The organism is Gemmatimonadota bacterium (genome assembly GCA_016209965.1).
Lineage (GTDB): Bacteria > Gemmatimonadota > Gemmatimonadetes > Longimicrobiales > RSA9 > JACQVE01.
In genome coordinates this window covers 1-17,737 of the sequence record JACQVE010000225.1, presented here as the reverse complement: position 1 = coordinate 17,737, position 17,737 = coordinate 1, and the positions used below count along the sequence as shown (strand labels likewise).

Below are 17,737 nucleotides of genomic sequence, written 5' to 3'. Positions count from 1 at the left end.
GCCGTCGACCCCGGCTGCGTAGCCGGCCGAGGGCAGGAAATCGAAGGCCTGATCATCCAGTCTGCGGTTGGCGGCCGTGAGGATCGCGCCCAGGGCGCTCTGACCCTGACGGAAATCCTTGATCAGGCGGGCGACGCCGTAGTGGCTGAGTGGCTCCGCCGCCTGCCGCCGCGCCGCGCCCAGTGAGTCTGCGAGCCGCGCCTCTTCCGCCGCTGTCAGCGCGCTCAACACGCCCACGCTCCAGCCGGCCCTGGTCTTCCCCGATAGCTTAGCCGCACCCTGTATCGTGGTCGCGGCCGGGACATCGACAAAGCCGCCCGCGGCCGATGGGGTATGCTGCGGCGGCCGGCCGACGCGGCGCGAATAGAAGAGCTGCTCACTGCCGGAGTCGCCGTCGCCCAGGCCGATGCCGAACTGGAAGATGTCGGCCCCTTCAATGAAGAACGGCCGCTTCTCGGGGAAGAAGCTTTCGTAAGCCGTGAGGTTCACTTGCGAGGGGTCGGCTTCCACCTGGCCGAAGTCCGGGTTGAGCGATGCGGTCAGCGTGAGATCTGACGTGATCCCGTACTTCAGGTCTGCGCCCAGCGAGCCGAACAGGGCGTTTTCGCGGTAGAACAGGTTGGCGGCCTCGCCCGGCTCCCGCGTCAGTCGCGCCACCGAGTAGGGGAGCAGCTCGAGTCGGCGGGGCGGCCGCAGCCCGCGCAGCCCGGTCAGCTCGCCGAAAAGCGAGACCAGCCCGGACGCGTCCGGCGGCACGGGCGCCCAGAAGGAGAACTCGTTTCGCCGCGCAATACGACGGGCGAAATTCACGCCCCAGCGGTATTCTGGCGCGGCACTCTCGCCCACGGCGCTGAAGCGGAGCTGAGACAGGGGGATGCGGAACTCGGCCGTCCACCCTGCCGAGTCGATGCGGGTCGCAACATCCCAAACGGCGTCCCAGCTCTCGTCGTCCTGCGTGTCGTTGTACAGGAACGCGTCCAGCTTGACGCCCCGTGGGTTCACGGCAAAGACGAAGGCGGTGCGCCGGTCGTGGTAGCTGTCGAAGGCCACGTAGAACCAGTCCGAGTGCACCTCGTCGTCGCGGCGCGAGAGCTGGGCCACGATCGAGTCCGGGTGCGTATCGGGCAGCCGCGCGGCCACGTAGATGGCGTCTTCGTCGTAGGCGATGCGGGCCTCGCTGAGCTGCGTGGCCGGCTCGCCGGGCCGCGGCTCGAGCTGCGTGAAGCCGGTGGCGGCCGAGGCCGCGGTCCAGGCCTCGTCGTCCAGCCGCCCGTCAATTACCGGAGGCGTCGTTCGGACACGTACGGCCTCGATTTCACGACGCGCCGCTCCAGGGGCAATGGCTGCGCGGCTGGCGAACGCGACCGTGTCCTGCGCGTGGGCGGTTGCCACCGGCAAAAGCAGCGGCGCCAGGCACAAAGCGCTGACGGGGCCGGTTAGACGCGTCAATCTCCTTCTCCTGACGGGCGGGGTGCAACCGACCGGGTTGCCACGAGCCGGTTCTGGCCAGCTCGCCGGGTGGGGTTCCCGGTTGCCTTACGCGCCACGCGAGAAGCCGGTTTCAACTGTCCGCCGTTGACAGGGACCCCGCCCTTGGGCAAGTTTGTAACCTGCTGGGCGATCTTTAGTTGGCGGCCCTTGCCTGGTCCGCAACCAGACGCTTCTCCGGCGGGTGGTCCGTATGCCCCTAGCTGACCGGTTGGATCCGTCCATCAAGGTGTCCGTTGTGGTTCCGGCGTGCAACGAGGAGGGGAACATACCTCTCCTGTACGAGCGGGTGCGCAGCGTCCTGGAAGCCGAAGGCTGCGCTTTCGAGCTGATTGTGGTCGAAGACGGCAGTCGCGACGGCACACTGGAGGTCCTGCGGCAGCTCAGTCGCCAGGATCGCCGGGTTCGCTACCTGAGTCTGTCGCGCAACTTCGGCCACCAGGCCGCGCAGTTGGCAGGGATCGAACACAGTCGTGGTGCCGCGGTGATCACCATGGACGGGGACCTGCAGCACCCGCCTGAGACCATTCCGCAGATGTTGGAGCAATGGGGGAAGGGGTTCCAGGTCGTGAACACGCGCAAATTGCCCCAGGGACCGCGTGGACTGGTGCGCCGCACGCTGGATGCTACCTTTTACCGGCTGTTGTCGCGGCTCTCCGGCCTGGAGGTGGCGGGTTCGGACTTCCGGCTGATGGACCGGCGCGTAGCTGAAGTGCTGGTGCAACTCCCCGAGCGACACAAGTTCCTGAGGGGGCTGGTCGCCTGGCTGGGCTTCGAGCAGACCACGATTCCCTACGCCCTCGCCAGGCGAGCGCGAGGGGAATCCAAGTATACGTTCCGCAAGCTTCTCTCGCTGGGGGGCGGTTTTTTCGGGTTTTCCGTCCTGCCCCTCCGCCTTCTCTCTGTATTCGGACTGGTGGCTGCTATTCCGGCGCTTCTCTATATGTTCCTGGTCGCGGGCTACGGCGCATACTGGCTGCTCGCCGGCGACATGGGCACGCGCCTGCGCACGCTCCCGCCCGGCTGGGCGACGCTGGTGGTGGCGATCATTTTCTTCGGGGGCGTGCAGCTCATCGGCCTGGGCCTGGTAGGGGAGTATCTGGGCCGTGTTTACACGGAAGTGAAGGGCCGGCCGGTATATGTGGTGAAGGAGTTTTCCGATCCCCCGGTGCTCGCCGCGGACCGGACGGGGCGAGAGGCGCAGATCAGGCACGAGCCGGTGGAGGAGCTATAGGCGGGCACAGCCGCGGGGCGGGCGGGGCTGACGCCCAGGGGCGGGCGAGCGGACCGGAGCCCCCGGCCTGCGCGCGCCGTCTCATCATCACGGCTGATGATCTGGGGCTGCATCCCTCCCTGAACGCAGGCATTCTGCAGGCGCATCATCACGGGCTGGTGAGCTGTGCGTCGCTGGTGGCCTGCGGCCGCGCGTTCGAGGGCGCCGTGGCAGCGCTACGGGCAACGCCGTCGCTGTGCCTGGCGGTGCACGTGACGCTGGTCGAGGAGCGCCCGGTCAGTGCGCCCTCCGCCATCCCCTCGCTGGTGGGCCCGGATGGCTCCTTCCTCCCGAACTATGGCCGATTCCTGCGCCGGTTCCTGGCCGGTGCGATCCGTTCCCAGGAGCTAAGAAGGGAGATCGTGGGCCAGGTCGAGCGCATCTACGCTGCCGGGCTGCTACCTTTGCATTTGAACTCGCACCAGCATCTCCATATGCTTCCGCGCATTTGGGAGATCGTGCTTCAAATCGCCGAGGACTTCCACATCCCTATGGTGCGGCTCTCGCGCTTCCAGCAGCCGTGGGAAGGCTGGCCGTTCTCCGACTGGCCCTTCCGTGCCGGCCTGAACAGGCTAGCCGCGCGAGCCGCGGCTCGAGCCGCGCAGCGCGCAATTGCGGCGCGCCTGGTGGCGACAGTGGGGCTTGACGTAGCCGGACACCTGGGGAGGGAGAAGCTGCTTCACATTCTGCGAAGGCTCCCCACGGGTGTGCACGAGCTGGTGGTCCATCCGGGTGTGGAAGACCCCGAGCTCCGTGCGCGATACACCTGGGGCTACGATTGGTCGGGAGAGCTGGAGGCGCTGTGCTCCCCCTTGGGTGACGAACTGCAACGGCTGGGCATCCAGCTCGAGTCGTGCAAGACATGAATGCGGGCGGCACAGTTGTGCTGAAGCTGAACGGCGGCCGCGCTTCCGACTACGCGTACCTCTGGCGTCACTACGGAGCCGTTAGCCTGAGCGACCGCCTGTTTGTACTGGTACGCCGGGCATGCTGCCCATGGGGGTGTGTGGTCGACGCGCTGCCGGCAAGGGGCCGGATTCTGGATGTGGGCTCCGGCCGGGGGATCCTGGCCGCCCTGATCCAACGGGACCGGCCGCAAATCGACTACGTGGGGGTGGACTTGGCCGAGTCCGTCATTCGCGTGGCCAGGGCGAGCGCGGTATCGGAGCGCTGCGCCTTTCATCTCCTGACCGACGAGCTCTGGACCGAGCTGGGCGCCTTCGACTGCGTGACCCTGGTGGACGTGCTTTACGCGGTGCCGCTTCAGGGTTGGGCGGCGCTGCTAGGACGGTGTGTCGAGCGCTTGAAGCCCGGCGGCCTCCTGGTGGCAAAGGAAACCGTCTCGAGGCCGGCCTGGAAAAGACTGCTGGTCACGGCACAGGAGCGGCTGGCCATCCAGGTGCTGCGATACACGAAGGGGGAACCGCCCCACTTCGAGCCGCCGGAAACGTACCTCGAGGCATTCCGGGCGAGCGGCTTGAACGTGCTCTCGCATCACCCCGTGCACCCCGGACACCCTTATCCGCATTACCTGTTTCTTGCCCGGCGCGGGCACAATCGTTCGCTTTGAGCCATGGAGGCCGACCTCTACCCGCAGTTTTTTGCCCTCGAGGAGCGGCACTGGTGGTTCCGCGCCATGCGCGCGCTGCAGTGGCAGCTTCTGCGGCAAGTTGCCGAGCCGCCCGGCCGTGTGCTGGACGTCGGCTGCGGTACCGGCCGCTGGCTGGAAGAGCTGCAGGCCGAGTTCCAGGCGGATGGCTGCGACCTGGCGGGCGAAGCTCTGAGGTTCAGCCGGACGCGGGGGATCGAGCGCCTGGTCCAGGCGAGTGCGCTCGAACTGCCCTATCGAGATGGATCGTACGGACTGGTGACGGCGCTCGGGGTGCTGGAGCACGTGGACGACGACGCCCGGATGCTTCGGGAGCTGTTCCGCGTGCTACGCCCCGGCGGGCGACTGCTGCTGCTGACTTCAGGACACCCCGCGCTCTGGAGCGAGCACGATGAACTCGTTCATCACAAGCGGCGCTACCGGCGGCCGGAGCTGCGCGCACGAGTGGAGCAGGCGGGTTTCCGCATCGAGCGGCTGACGCATGCCAATCTCGCCCTCCTCCCGGCCGCGGTGGGGCTGCGGTCTGTCCGCTTCCTGCTGCCCCGGCGCAGCCGCGCGGGTTCCGGCTCGCCGGACCTGTTCCAGCCACCCTGGCCGCTGAACCAGGCACTCTACGCGATCCTGCGCCTCGAGGCGGCGCTCCTGCGGGCCGTCGACTTGCCGGCAGGCCTCGGGATCCTCGCCCTCGCCCGCCGGCCGGGTGGCGCGCGTGCGGGATCGGCAGATCACAATTCTTCCTTACCCGGTTGAGCGCGAGCTTGCCCAACGGAATGGTGGGCAACTATTGGCCGCTGTCGGGGAAGAACTCGCTGCGCAACCCGAGGAGCGGCTTCTCGTCAGGCCACTTCCCCAGCGACTCTTCCAGCACCATGCGGGCCTTCTCGGTCTCGCCCCGCTCGCGCCAAGCCTGCACCAGGTAGACCTCTCGGCTGGGGCTTGCTCCCGGCCAGCCCGGGACACTGAGCTCGGGATGGGGCCGTAATACAGCCTCCGCTTCTTCCCACAGCCCGTAGCGCAGGTAAGTCGTGCCCAGGGCCAGCACTACAGGGCCGTGGAAGGCGTTCTCGTGGTTGTGTTCCAGTGCCTGGTACGCCAGCCGCAGGTGCGGCAGTGCTTTCTGGCTCTGCCCCTGTTGATAAAGACTCAGGCCCAGATTCACGTTGGCCACTGTTGATCGCGGATGGTCGCGGAACAGCGCCGCCATGAGAGTCTCGTTCGAGCGCCAGTCGGCGTTTCGCACCCAGGTGCGCCAGCCGCCCAGGAAGAGCAGCGCGACCAGCGCCGCTGGGGTCCATACCCTGAGGCCCGCAGGCAACTTCCGAATCGTGACGGCAGTAAGTATGGAGAGAGCCACGGACGGCAGGTACAGGGTTCGCTCTGCCACCCAGATGGAGAACAGGAACAGCAGGTTCGAGACAGGCAGGATGGTGACCATGTACCACCCGATCGCCACGCTCGCCAACGGGCAGCGCTTCAAACCAAGAATAGCGAGCGCGCACAGGCTGCTCAGCGCCAGTGCCGCTACCATGAAGGTTGGATGCGTCGCCCCGACCGTCTGGATCCTGGAGGATCCGTAGTCCACAGTCAGATCCTGTGGCCAGAGCAGGAGCCGCCAGTGCTCGAAGACCAGGTTCCGGACGGGCGTCGCGATCCTTTCCTGGAGGGTCAGACTCCCGACGTACGCCGGTAGCCACACCTCAGCCTGCAGCACCTCAGACCGGATTGCGACGTAGATCAGGGTGATGAGCACGAGCCCCAGAAAAAGCCACCAGTCCTCCCGGATCGCCCTCGGGATCCTCCCTGCTTCCGCTCGTCTGGCCTCGAGCAGGAGTAAGACGGCGGGCAGGGTGATCGCCATTTCCTTACCCCCCAGCGCCAGTACATAGCATAGGGTGATCCCCGCCACACGGACGGCCGCCCCCGGCCGCCGGAGGTAGAGGATGCAGGCGGTCAGATAGAACAGAGTCGCGAGCAGGTCGGCGCGGAATGAGATGTTGTTCACCGCCTCTGTATGAACCGGGTGCACTGCGAAAACCGCAGCTCCGGCCAGTGCACCGCGGGCTGAGCCGGTCAGCTCGAGGAGCAACACGAATACCAGGAGCGTGCAGGCTACATGCAGCAGCACGTTGGTGAGATGGAAACCGGACGGGTTATTGCCGCCGCCCAGGCGCCAGTTGAGGGCCAAGGAAATGTCTACCAACGGCCGGTAGACCCAGGCCCCGACGCCACGAGTGCCCTTTCCCCCGTGCGGCGTCGTCAGGAAGGTTAGCCATGAAGCTTCATGGATCTCCTCATTTTGGATGATGAGGATGGGGTCGTCCCACGCGAACCCGTTCTGCAGCGTGTTGGCGTAGACCGCGAACGCCAGGGCGCCAACCAGGACGGCACCTGCCAAGTTCTTGCTCATTACTGGAGAGAAGCTATGGTAAGGGGGCCACGATTGCACCCCGCCTGAACGGAAGCTTGACCTCATGCCCGAATTACCTTTCAGTAAGGGACACGCCCTGGGCAACGACTATCTGGTCATCAACGCCGCCGATCTGCCCTGGCCACTCACGCCCGCGCGCGTGCGGGCGCTTTGCGACCGCCACCGCGGCATCGGCGCGGACGGCATGCTGCTCGGCAGCCTGGGCGAAGCGCCCTTCGCGCTCCGCATCTTCAACCCGGACGGTTCCAAGGCCGAGAAGAGCGGCAATGGCCTGCGCATCTTCGCCGCCTACCTGCACGGCCGCGGGCTGGTCGGCTCCGAGCCCTTTGCCGTCCGCCTGGCGAAGGACGAGGTCACGCTACAGGTCCAGTCGGCGGGGCCAGTTGGGGTTCTGGACGTGGTAGCGGACATGGGCCGCGCGTCGTTCCAGGGTGAGGATGTGGGCTACCGCAAGGCGGGCGAAGTGTTGGGCGACGAACTCGAGCTCCCGGGCGGCGGGACGGCCCGCGTCCACCCGGTATCGCTTGGCAACCCGCACTGCGTGGTATTCGTTGACGAGTTGGGCCGCGACGACTTCCTGCGCCGCGCGCCCGCGCTCGCCACGCACCCCGCGTTCGCAGCGGGCAGCAATGTGCAGTTCGCGCGTGTGGCCGGCCCGGATCGGCTCGAGGCCTGGATCTACGAGCGCGGCGCCGGCGAAACGCTGGCCTCCGGCTCGAGCGCTTGCGCCGTGGCCGCCGCCGCGCTGCGTCTGGGCCTGGTCACGGCCCGTGAGTTGGTCGTGAACATGCCGGGCGGGAGCCTCGAGGTCCGGGTCCAGCCGGATTGGGAGATTCAACTGCGCGGGCCAGCGCAGATCGTGTACCACGGACGAGTATCCGCGCCCATGGTCGAAGCCTGGGGAAGATTGGGATAGTGCACCGTGCTTGCTGGGCTGACACAAGCTCCGGGATGCGCCTGCGGAGGCAGCGTGGGTGTGTGTGCGGGGCACGCACCCTTCGACCACTCAGGTCCGGATCCGAGCCACAAGCACGCCGGCGGTACAAAGGAAGATGGCATTAGGCAGCCACGCCGCCAGCAGCGGGGGCAGCGTTCCGCTCACGCCTGCGGCGCCCGTGATCTTGAAGAGCATGAGGTACAGGATGGTGATACCGAGCGAGACGCCCACGCCGTAGGCCGGCCCGCCGCGCTGCGATGTGGTGGCGAGCGGCGCCGCGAACAGGATGACGATCAGCGTGGCCACCGGGATCGCGATCTTCTGAGCCCGCTTCACCATGAGCTCGAACGGCTTCCCTCCCGAGCGCAGGATGACGTCAATGAAGCGGCCGAGCTCGGCGTAGCGCATCTCGTCGGGGTCCTTGGGCTCGGCCAGCAGCTCTTCCGGCGTCTCGCGGAACCCGGCGGCCTGCAGCCGCTGGAACTGGAATGTCCGCTCCTCGCCCCGCTCGGGGAAGAACCGGAGGTACCCGTCCTCCAGCGTCCACCCCGTTCGGCGGTCGTAGCCCGCGACCTGGGCGACGAGGTGAACGCCCGGGAGCTGCGGCTCATCGCCCTCGCGCTCCATGGAAAGCCCGTAGATGCGCCCGCTCTCCATGTCCAGCCGCCGGATCGCAAAGACCTGGCCCTGGCGAGTGCGGTACACGAAGTCGGTCCGTGCCGCCCGCAATCGCCCCTTCTCGCCCAGCGCCTGCGCCCGCAGCCGGTTGGTCACCGGCACCAGCTCGGACAGCGCCAGTGCGCCCAGCGTCAGCAGCACTCCCAGCAGGGGCAGGGGCGCAAAGACGCGGTAGAAGCTGATGCCGCCCGCCTTCGCGGCAGCGACCTCCGAGTGCCGGGACATCCCGTTCACCGTGAAGATGGTCGCGATCAGCGCGGCCACGGGGAAGGCGTACAGCACAAAGAGCGGGAGCTGATAGACGTAGCTGAGGGCGACGGCCCCGGCGCTGAGCCCCCGGTCGCGGTACGTGTCCAGGTGATCGGTGAGATCGAACAGGATGAAGAGCAGGGGCGCGGCCAGCGCGAACAGCACGAACAGCCGCAGGAACTCATTGGCCACGTAGCGGTCCAGCAGTCGGACACGCATCAGCCGCCCCGCCTTGCCAGCCGCCGCACCGGCTGCCCCAGCACGTGGCGCAGCGAGTGCCACAGGTCATCCCAGCCGCCGCCTCGCGCCGTGGACGCCTCCCGCCCCACGTGCATCAGCCCCCACAGCCCGAGCAGCAGGAAGAGCGCATTGGGCAGCCACATCGCCCAGAAGGGCGAGATGATGTCGTCATCGCCCAGCTCCTCCCCGCCAATCAGCGACATGTAATAGAACGCGAACACGGTGAGCGAGACGGTGATCACCATGCCCACGCCGCCGCGCGGGAAGCGGATCGCGAGGGGCGCGCCGATCAGCACGAAAACAATGCAGGCGAAGGGGATCGCGTACTTCTTGTGGTATTCGACGCGGCGCGAGTTGATCTTCTGGCGCAGCACGTTGGCCTGGTCCTCGAGGCTGCGGAGCTGCGCCAGCGTGCGCCGGGTCAGCTCGTCCGAGCCGCCGCCGCCCGGGCCCCAGCTCCACGGCTCCGGGGAGGCGACCGGCCAGACGCGGTCCGTCGCGCCCGGAGCTGCCGCTTCTGACGCGGCGAGAGGGCGACCCGGGGACACGGCGGGGTCCGCCTGCGCATTGTCCTCTCCTCCCATCGCCGTCTCGCCCTGCTTCCGCGTCGCCGTGTCTCCGTGTCGCAGTGTCGCCTCCTCCCGGAGCGGGGTGGCCGAGGGGTAAGGCCCGGCCAACGCTGCCTTGACCGCGCCCAGCGCCTCCTCCGCCGCCTCGCGCTCCACCGCCGCCAGCTCGCGACGGCCATCTCCCACTTCTGCGGCCAGCATGGCCAGGGACATCTCGCGGTCGCTGCGGTAGCCGCTGTCCTCGCTGCGCTCGAGCTTATTGCCGATGTCTGCGATCCGGATGAGCTGCTGGCGGAAGAACAGCCGCTCGAACGTGGCCGGCTCCGCCTTATCCAGCTCGTGGATCCAGCCGTCGTGCAGCGTCAGGAACAGATCTGTGCGCTCCCGGTTAAAAGCCATCCGCCCACTATCGGCATAGATGGTTCGGTCCCGCCCCGGCGCGCTCAGGTCGTAGATCACGACATCCCGCAGGCGATTGGTGGCCGGCTCGATGTCCGCGGCCTGCAGGAAGTAGCGCGTGCGCATGTCCCCGGTCTGGATCTCGTTGATCACCTGCTCCTCGAGCTCGAGTGTCGGGCTCTTGCGCGCAATGTCGACCAGCAGGTTCTTCAGCCGGTGATTCGTTTCCGGCAGCACGCGGTCGTTGAACCACACCATGCCCGAGGCGAGTAGCGCCGCGGCCAGCAGGAGCGGCACCAGCAGCCGGGCCAGGTTCACGCCGCTCGCCTTGAGCGCCGTGACTTCGTTGTCTGCTGAGAGCTGGCTGAAGGTGTAGAGCACGGCGACCAGCACCGCCATGGGCAGTGTCAGCGCAATGATGTGCGGGATCGACAGACCGAACACCTCGGCAATGACGGACGCGGCGAGTCCGCGGCCGGCCAGCTCCTCGAAGCGCCTGGCCACCGTGTGCACCAGCATCATCCCGGTCAGCACCGTGAGGGCGAACAAGAACGGGCCGACGTGGGCCCGCAGGACGTAATGGGTCAGGATCCGCATGCGTGAAGCGTTCTAATCACGGCGTCGCGGCGCCGGTTGAGGAGCGCGTAAGTGCTTAGTATATTTACACGTTCCCGGCGCGACAAGCCCGTAACACTGCCCCCGCCGGCCGCGTGGCTCGAACCGGAGACCCGCCCGTCGACGCGTAGCACGCACGAGAGTGGAATGCGACTCCGGTTCTACCTGTCCCTCCCGCTCCTCCTGGCTGCCACGCCTCTCGGGGCCCAGGACGGCCCGCCACCGGCCGCGACACCGGTCCTCGCGGAGGCCGCACCCGCGCTGCCGCTGCGGCTGGGACTCAAGCCGCTCCCGCCGCCGTTCCCCTTCGAGGCGCCGGCCGTGCCCGGCCGCGACGCCTACTGGCTGCGCCTGCGCTTCGTGGACTGGGTGGGGCAGTGGGACCGCGAGCTGCGCGGCCGACTCGAGGGCCGCCGGGCCGCGGCGTGGCGGGAAACTCGCCTTGGTGCAGGCGTCGCGGCGGACAGCGTGCCCTACCTGCCGCCCGTGCCGCAGCAGGTGGCGCGCCGTGCCGGCTTGCTGCCGGGCCTGGTGGGCGACTATGCCGACCTCGGGATCCAGATCAACGGCCGTGGCGAGCTGGGCGGATCCTGGACGCGGTTCCGCCCCTGCGATCCGGGGTTCCACTTCAACTGCAATCCCAGTCTCTTCCCCCAGCTCCGTCCGGACATCCAGTTCGGCGTGCTGGTGGGCGGCACGATCTCGGAGCGTATTCACGTCAACGTGGACTACGATCAGCGTCGCGAGTTTGACGCGGCCAACAACATCAATGTCTACTACCAGGGGCTCGAAGACGAGGTCGTGCAGCGTCTCGAGGTAGGCGACGTCTCGATCCGCTTGCCGCAGTCGCGCTACCTGACTCAGGGCATACCGGCCGGCAATTTCGGCCTCAAGGCCACCGGCCAGCTCGGCCCGCTCGATTTCCAGGCGGTCTGGGCGCAGCAGAAGGGCGACGTTTCGACGCGCGAGTTCCGGCTGGGCGGGACGCGTGGCCCCGAGGGTCTGGTCCAGGACGCACAGCTCGTGCTCGACGATGCCGACTACGCGAAAGGGCAGTTCTTCTTCCTGGTCGAGCCGGAGCGGCTGCTCGACTACCCGCACCTCGATGTGCTGGCGCTCACAGCAGCGGCCGCGCCGCCAGCGGTACGGCCGGGCCCCGGCGCGTCCATCCAGGTGTACCGCGACGAGCGCATCTCGGCCATCAACCAGCAGCAGCGGGCGCAGCTCGGCTACTTCCTGGCCGAGGCCAGCACGCCTGACCGTGGGCTGCGGCATAGCGGCTTCTTCCGCCGGCTGATCCAGGGCGAGGACTACCTGGTGCACTCGAGCGGGCTGTGGCTCGTGCTCCGCTCGCCGCTGCGCGAGGAGGAGGCGCTGGCCATTGCCTACGTCACGGAGGCCGGCGACACGGTGGGCACCTTCAACGCCGAGCAGTCCGCCGCGCCCCGGCTGCGGCTGCTGCGCGGACCCACCACCATCCATCAGCCCGGCCAGGCCACCTGGAAATACGAGATGCACCAGGTCTACCGGCTGGACAGCTCGAACAGCGTAGAGCTGGGCAGCGTCGAGCTGCGCATCTCGCTGGGCGAGCTGGTGGGTGGCGTAACCTTCAAGGAAGCGGCTGGTCAACAGGTCCAGCTTCTGCGCCTGTTGGGGCTGGATGAGGACGCGCCGGTGGACCAGCTCGACCGCGCGCAGATCTATCAGCCGGCGCGCAGCAGCTTTGGCGAGGTGCAGCAGAGCGCCCGCATTGGCGGCACCTACATCGTGTTCCCCACCATCGAGCCGTTCAAGCGTCCGCCGCCCGTGCCCAGCTTGCGGCTGACGGCGGAGCAGACGCGCGCTGCGCTGGGCACGGACTCGAACGCCGCCATCTACGACAACCCGGACCCCGTGGCCCGGCAGGGCAGCTCGCGCTACCGGCTGAACTTCAGCTACCGGGTCAGGCTGGAGGGACTCATCTCCTCGTTCAACCTGGGCGCGTTCGGCATCCGCGAAGAGAGCGAGAAGATCACCGTGGACGGCGTGCTGCTCCGGCGGGGTAGCGATTACACCATTGACTACGACATTGGTGTGGTCACGCTCAGCGATCCCGAGCTGATCTTCGGCAAGAATCCGGAGGCCGAGATCAAGGCCACGTGGGAGCAGAAGGCGCTCTTCCAGATCGCGCCCACGAGTGTGTTCGGCCTGAACGCTCGCTACCAGCTCGGCTCCCGCGGCGAGCTCAACTTCCTGGGACTCTACCAATCGGAAAAGACGTTGATGGCGCGGCCGCAACTGGGCATCGAGCCCAGCGCCATCTTCCTGGGTGGCGCGAGCGGGCGGCTCGATCTGGGCGCCGGCTGGCTGGACCGCGTGCTGGACCGGGTGCCGGGGCTGCACCTGGGCAGTGCCTCGGCCATCAACCTGTCGGGCGAAGCGGCGCTTTCTCTGCCCAATCCGAACACCCGCGGCGACGCCTACCTGGACGACTTCGAGTCCAGTGACGAGATCCCACTCGCCCTCGAGCGGCAGTTCTGGCGGCTGGGCTCGCGGCCGAGCGAGCCGGAGCGGTCGGATGGCGTGCTGCCCCTGCCGCTGGACATCCAGAACGCCGGGCGGCTGGTCTGGCAGCACGACTTCCTGGACTCGGAAGGCCGGACCCGCGGCCCACTCTTCGCCCAGGAGATCGACCGCCAGATCAACATTGCCGGGGCGCGGCTGCCGGAGTCCGTGCTGTACATCAGCTTTGGCGATGCGGCGGGCGGCGCGCCGCGCAGCCAGTGGCGCTCGGTCGTGACCGTCCTCTCCACGACGGGGCGCGACATGACGCGCAGCGAGTTCCTCGAGTTCTACGTGTTCGCGCCCGAGGGGGTGCGTGACCTCGCGCTCGTGCTGGAGCTGGGGGCGGTGGGCGAGGACGCGTTCTACTTCGACCAGGATCGACGCACCTCCGGCAGCTATGCTGACGGCACCCGCTGGGGCGCCGGCGTGCTGGACGAGGAAGCGCGACTCTCGAAGCGCGAGATCTGGGGGAAGGAGCAGGACGCGCGCGGTCTCTGGGACCAGCCCTGCCAGGGTCGGCTGGGCACGACCTATCCACTGGGCGATCCCACGGCCAACTGCACCCGTGAGAACGGCCGGCCGGACACCGAGGACCTGGACGGCAACGGCGTCCCGGACCTCGAAGATGGCCCCTTCTTCCGCTACATCGTCCGCCTGGATCGACCCTCGCCCTACCTCGTGCGCGATCGGGAGGGGACGGGGACGGCGTTCCGGCTGTATCGCATTCCGCTGCGCGGCGCGGCCCTGCCCATGAACGGCGCGAACGAGGGGACGTGGCGCTTCATCAAGCACCTGCGCCTCACGCTCGCGGGCGCGCCGACTGCCGCTACGCCGGTCGTGCTGGGGCGGATGCGCATCCTGGGCTCGCGCTGGACGAAGCGCGAGGTACACGGCATCCTGCGCGGCCAGGTGGGCGACTCGCCTGGCTCGGGTGCCAGCACCACGACCTTCCAGGTCGGACCGGTCAGCCGCCTGAGTGATGGCGCCGACTATTCCTCGCCGCCGGGTGTGCGCGAGCAGCTTCAGGACCCGACCAGTCAGTTCGGCGCGGGCGCCGTCGAGTTCAATGAGAAGGCGCTGCGCCTGGCCTACGGGCGGCTCGAGCCGGGCGAGCGCGCGGAAGTGTATTTCCGTTACCCGCAGCAGCCGCGCAACTTCCTCGGCTACCGGCAGCTCCGGCTGTGGGCAGTGCCGCGCCGCGGCCAGTATGGCACCCAGGGCGATCAGTGGCTGGTAGTCAAGATCGCGACAGACGCGCGCAACGCGTACCTCTACCGGACCCGGCTGCACGAAGCGCCGGCCGGCGGCGCCGTGCGCCAGGCCGACTGGCTGCCCGAGGTGCTCCTGGACTTCGAGCAGTGGTTCGAGCTGAAAGCGCGGGCCGAGCAAGAGCTGATCGCGGCGGGCGGCAAGCGCCCGACTGGCGAGCCGCTGGTGCTGTGGAGTGCCGACAGCGCCTACGCCGTAGTGCTCGAAGACCGCGCCCGCGCGCCCAACCTGGCGGCGGTGCGTGAGCTGGCATTCGCCGTCTACAACGGCGGGAGTGCCGCGGCGGCGGGGGAGGTGTGGCTCAATGACATGCGGCTGGCCGGCGCGGTCACCGATGCTGGCTTTGCCGGCCACCTGAACCTGGACGTGCGGGCCGCCGACTTCCTCACGGCCAACCTGTCGCTGGCCAGTCAGGGTGCGCTGTTCCGCCAGCTCAACCAGGACGTGAGCTACCAGACAGCGGGTGACCTCAACCTGAGCACCACGGCTCAGCTCGGGCAGCTTCTTCCATCCGCCTGGGGCGTCGAGCTGCCAGTTAGCTTCGCCTACACCCGCTCCGGGCTCGAGCCAGCGTTCCTGCAGCAGAGCGATGTGCGCGCCGACCGGCTGGCAGGGCTGCGCGAGACGGGGGCGGAACGCACTCGCGTGGGCGTATCCCTGCGCAAGCGCACGCCCACGGCCAGCCCCTGGCTGGGTCTGGTGCTGGATGGCACAGCGCTGCGTCTGGGCTACAACACCGCCAGCACGACGAGCATTGCTGCGGCTGGCGAGGCACGGGGGTTGGATGCCGGTCTCAGCTACTCTCGCCAGATCTCGGCTCGCGAGCTGGACATCACGCCCGGCTTTCTGGACGGGCTGCTGCGCTGGATTTTGCCCGCGTCGTTCGAGCGCAGCGAGCTGTTCCGGCGGCTGAGCGGCGCGAAGCTGCGCTGGAGTCCGGACAACCTGAGCTTCTCCACCACATTCTACGACCAGGCCAGCCGCTCCTACCGCTACGAGACGATCCTCGATCTGCCCGACGCGCCGGCCGTGAAGCCGACTGAGTCGCCGCGGCGGGGGCTGGAAAACAATGCCAGCATCGCGTTCCGCCCGTTCGAATCCCTTTCCGCGGACCTTTCGCTGACCAGCAGCCGCGACCTGCTCGCGCCGGAACAGGCGAGCCAGCGTGCGGTCGAGCAGCAGGCCATGGCCGCCGCCCGCTCGCGGCTGGCGGGGCTGGACCTTGGCTGGGAGACCGACCGGTCTATGAGCTCCCAGCTCAGCTTCCGGCCGGCAGTCGCGGCCTGGCTTCGCCCCGGCTTCACCTACAGCGCCCGGTTCCGCACGGAGCGGAACCCCTCCTACCTCGAGTTGCTGGTGCAGGGCGAGGATACGGCGGCTACACTGCAGCGAGGCTTCCAGGCGGACAAGCAGGTCATGCGCACGCTGCTCGTCGAGCCCGCCGGGCTGCTCAAGTCGCTGTTGGGGCCGCCCGGCGGCGGCTCCTGGCTGCGCCGCGGCCTGCTCTCCGCCGGACAGGCGCTCCAGCCCGTCGACCTGGCCTGGAACCACGCGATCAACTCCCGGTTCGAACGCGAGACAGCCGCGCCCGGTCTCGGCTACCAGTTCGGATTCGGCGACCTCGAGGCCTTCCGGCTCGAAGGGAGCGACACGGCCAGCAGCGCGCGCGCGACCAGTGGCTTCCGCCTCCGCTCGGGGTTCAGGCTGCCCGGGCGGACGGAGCTCAGCCTGGGCTACGAGGAGACCGAATCCGAATTCCTGGACCTGCGCGGCGGCCGGAACCTGCAGCAGGAAAGCGTCTGGCCCGACCTGCAGCTCTCCTGGAACCAGATCCCGCTGCCCAGCGGGCTGCGTCCCGTGATTGCCAATGCTTCCCTGTCCGCGGGCTACCGCGCGAGGGACCGCGCCGAGCAGCTCGGCGGGGACGAGGGCAGGCCGAGGGGCAGCGAGGAATCCAGCATTCCCCTCCGGCTGACGCTGGGCTTCGGCCGTGGCATCAGTGTGGCCTACACGGGCACGTTCACGGAGGGCGGCGGCAATGACCCGACCGGCAACACGGAGCAGGACGCGGCCAATCACTCCCTCCAGCTCAGCGGCTCACTGCTGCTGCCGGGCAAATGGCGGGAGAAGCTGAAGTCCCCCATCCAGGTGGCCCTGCGCTACAACCAGCAGGGGCGGGAGCAGTGTCGGATCCCGCAGCAGGCGGAAGAGGGCGCGGCGTGCGTCCCCTTTGCGGACGATGTCAACCGCAGCTTCGACCTCACGCTCGACACCGTGCTCTCCGACCTGCAGGTGGGCCTGCAGATGAGCTACATCGACCGGCAGAGCAACGTGGGCACGCGCTCCGGCTCGAGCCAGTTCCAGCTCGGCCTGTTCGGCCAGTTCCGCTTCCAGGCGGGCTCGATGCCCCGGGGCATGCGGTGAGCCGCGCGCTCGCCGCCATGCTGCTCCTCGCGGCCACGGCCTGCAACGGCATCCAGGAGCGGCCGCCGGCAGAGAAGGAGGAGGCCGGCCGCTCCCTCGCACCTGATGCCGCCACGCAAACCGCTGGCGTGCCCGCGTTCAACGCGCAGCGCGCGCACGAGCTGATCCGCCGCCAGGTGGCGTTCGGGCCCCGCGTGCCGGGCGCGCCCGGCCACGCGCGCCAGCTCCAGTGGATGGAGGGCGAGCTGCGCACCCGTGCCGATACGCTGATCCTCCAGGATTTCACGCATACCACCGGCTCCGGACGCAGCCTGCGCATGACCAACCTCCTGGCCCGCTTCGGGCCAGAGCTGCCCGACCGCATACTGCTCGTCGCCCACTGGGACACGCGGCCAACCGCTGACCAGGAGCGGGACCCCGCCCGCCGCCGCCAGCCCATCCCGGGCGCGAACGACGGCGGTAGCGGCACGGCTGTCCTGCTGGAACTGGCGGACGTCCTGTCCCGCCATTCCCCGCCCATCGGCGTAGACTTACTCTTTGTGGACGGCGAGGATTACGGGCCGGGCGAGATGTACCTGGGCGCCACCCACTTCGCGGCCAACCTGCCCCCCGGCTACCGCCCGCTCTACGGCGTGGTGGTCGACCTGGTCGCGGACGAGGACCCCACCTTTCCCGTGGAGGGCTACTCCGCCGAGTACGCGCCCGAGGTCGTGGACCGGGTCTGGAGCCTGGCGGCGCGCCTGGGCTACGGTCACATCTTCCGCCGCGAGAGCGGCGGAGCCGTGTCCGATGACCACGTGCCGCTGAACCGCGCCGGGATCCGAGCCATCGACATCATCGACTTCGATTACGGCCCCGGCAACCGCTACTGGCACACGCTGGAAGACAGCTTCGAACACACCAGCCCCCGGGGGCTGGAGGCGGTGGGGGCGGTGCTGGCGGCCCTGGTCTACTCGGGCGGCTAGGCCCGGATTTCCGAATGGCCTCGACGACGACGGACGGCCCACGCCCCCGG

General features: G+C 68.5%; 11 protein-coding genes. 7 read left to right on the top strand and 4 right to left on the bottom strand.

All coding sequences use genetic code 11. The features are described 5' to 3' along the window. The coding region (locus HY703_09045; GenBank protein ID MBI4545328.1) for a carbohydrate binding family 9 domain-containing protein at positions 1–1,449 on the bottom strand (1,449 nt) is incomplete at its 3' end. 232 nt (positions 1,450–1,681) lie between these two features. Between HY703_09045 and HY703_09040 the strand changes: the two genes are divergently transcribed. From HY703_09040 to HY703_09025, 4 genes are all read left to right on the top strand, one after another. Continuing rightward, positions 1,682–2,722 carry a glycosyltransferase family 2 protein gene (locus HY703_09040; GenBank protein MBI4545327.1) on the top strand — a complete coding sequence of 347 codons (1,041 nt, stop codon included), beginning with the start codon at positions 1,682–1,684 and terminating at the stop codon, positions 2,720–2,722. A gap of 158 nt (positions 2,723–2,880) precedes the next feature. Beyond that, positions 2,881–3,627, top strand: a complete 747-nt coding sequence (locus HY703_09035; GenBank protein ID MBI4545326.1) for a ChbG/HpnK family deacetylase — start codon at positions 2,881–2,883, stop codon at positions 3,625–3,627. After that, complete coding sequence (locus tag HY703_09030) at positions 3,624–4,331, top strand: class I SAM-dependent methyltransferase (GenBank protein ID MBI4545325.1); 708 nt, start codon at positions 3,624–3,626, stop codon at positions 4,329–4,331. The genes HY703_09035 and HY703_09030 overlap by 4 nt, the downstream gene beginning before the upstream one ends. A gap of 3 nt (positions 4,332–4,334) precedes the next feature. Beyond that, positions 4,335–5,120, top strand: coding sequence for a class I SAM-dependent methyltransferase (locus HY703_09025; protein ID MBI4545324.1), 786 nt, complete (start codon positions 4,335–4,337; stop codon positions 5,118–5,120). A gap of 31 nt (positions 5,121–5,151) precedes the next feature. Here the strand turns inward: HY703_09025 and HY703_09020 are convergent, their stop codons facing one another. Further along, a complete protein-coding gene (locus HY703_09020; protein ID MBI4545323.1) occupies positions 5,152–6,777 on the bottom strand; it encodes a tetratricopeptide repeat protein in 1,626 nt (541 codons plus the stop codon). Between the two features lie 64 nt (positions 6,778–6,841). Here HY703_09020 and dapF point away from each other — a divergent pair, with 64 nt between their 5' ends. Next, positions 6,842–7,714 carry a diaminopimelate epimerase gene (gene dapF / locus HY703_09015; protein ID MBI4545322.1) on the top strand — a complete coding sequence of 291 codons (873 nt, stop codon included), beginning with the start codon at positions 6,842–6,844 and terminating at the stop codon, positions 7,712–7,714. A gap of 90 nt (positions 7,715–7,804) precedes the next feature. On the opposite strand, the gene HY703_09010 is transcribed toward dapF, so the two are convergent. Both HY703_09010 and HY703_09005 read right to left on the bottom strand, forming a co-directional pair. After that, positions 7,805–8,881: an LptF/LptG family permease gene (locus HY703_09010; protein ID MBI4545321.1), complete on the bottom strand. Its 1,077-nt coding sequence runs from the start codon at positions 8,879–8,881 to the stop codon at positions 7,805–7,807. Continuing rightward, the gene (locus tag HY703_09005) at positions 8,881–10,467 is read right to left on the bottom strand and encodes an LptF/LptG family permease (GenBank protein MBI4545320.1); all 1,587 of its coding nucleotides are present in this window, start codon (positions 10,465–10,467) and stop codon (positions 8,881–8,883) included. Before HY703_09005 ends, HY703_09010 begins: the two co-directional genes overlap by 1 nt. Positions 10,468–10,632: 165 nt before the next feature. On the opposite strand from HY703_09005, the gene HY703_09000 reads away from it, so the two are divergent. After that, positions 10,633–16,722 (top strand): hypothetical protein, encoded by a 6,090-nt coding sequence (locus HY703_09000; GenBank protein ID MBI4545319.1) that lies wholly within the window; start codon positions 10,633–10,635, stop codon positions 16,720–16,722. Next, positions 16,719–17,687 (top strand): M28 family peptidase, encoded by a 969-nt coding sequence (locus tag HY703_08995; GenBank protein MBI4545318.1) that lies wholly within the window; start codon positions 16,719–16,721, stop codon positions 17,685–17,687. Before HY703_09000 ends, HY703_08995 begins: the two co-directional genes overlap by 4 nt. Positions 17,688–17,737: the final 50 nt, after the last annotated feature.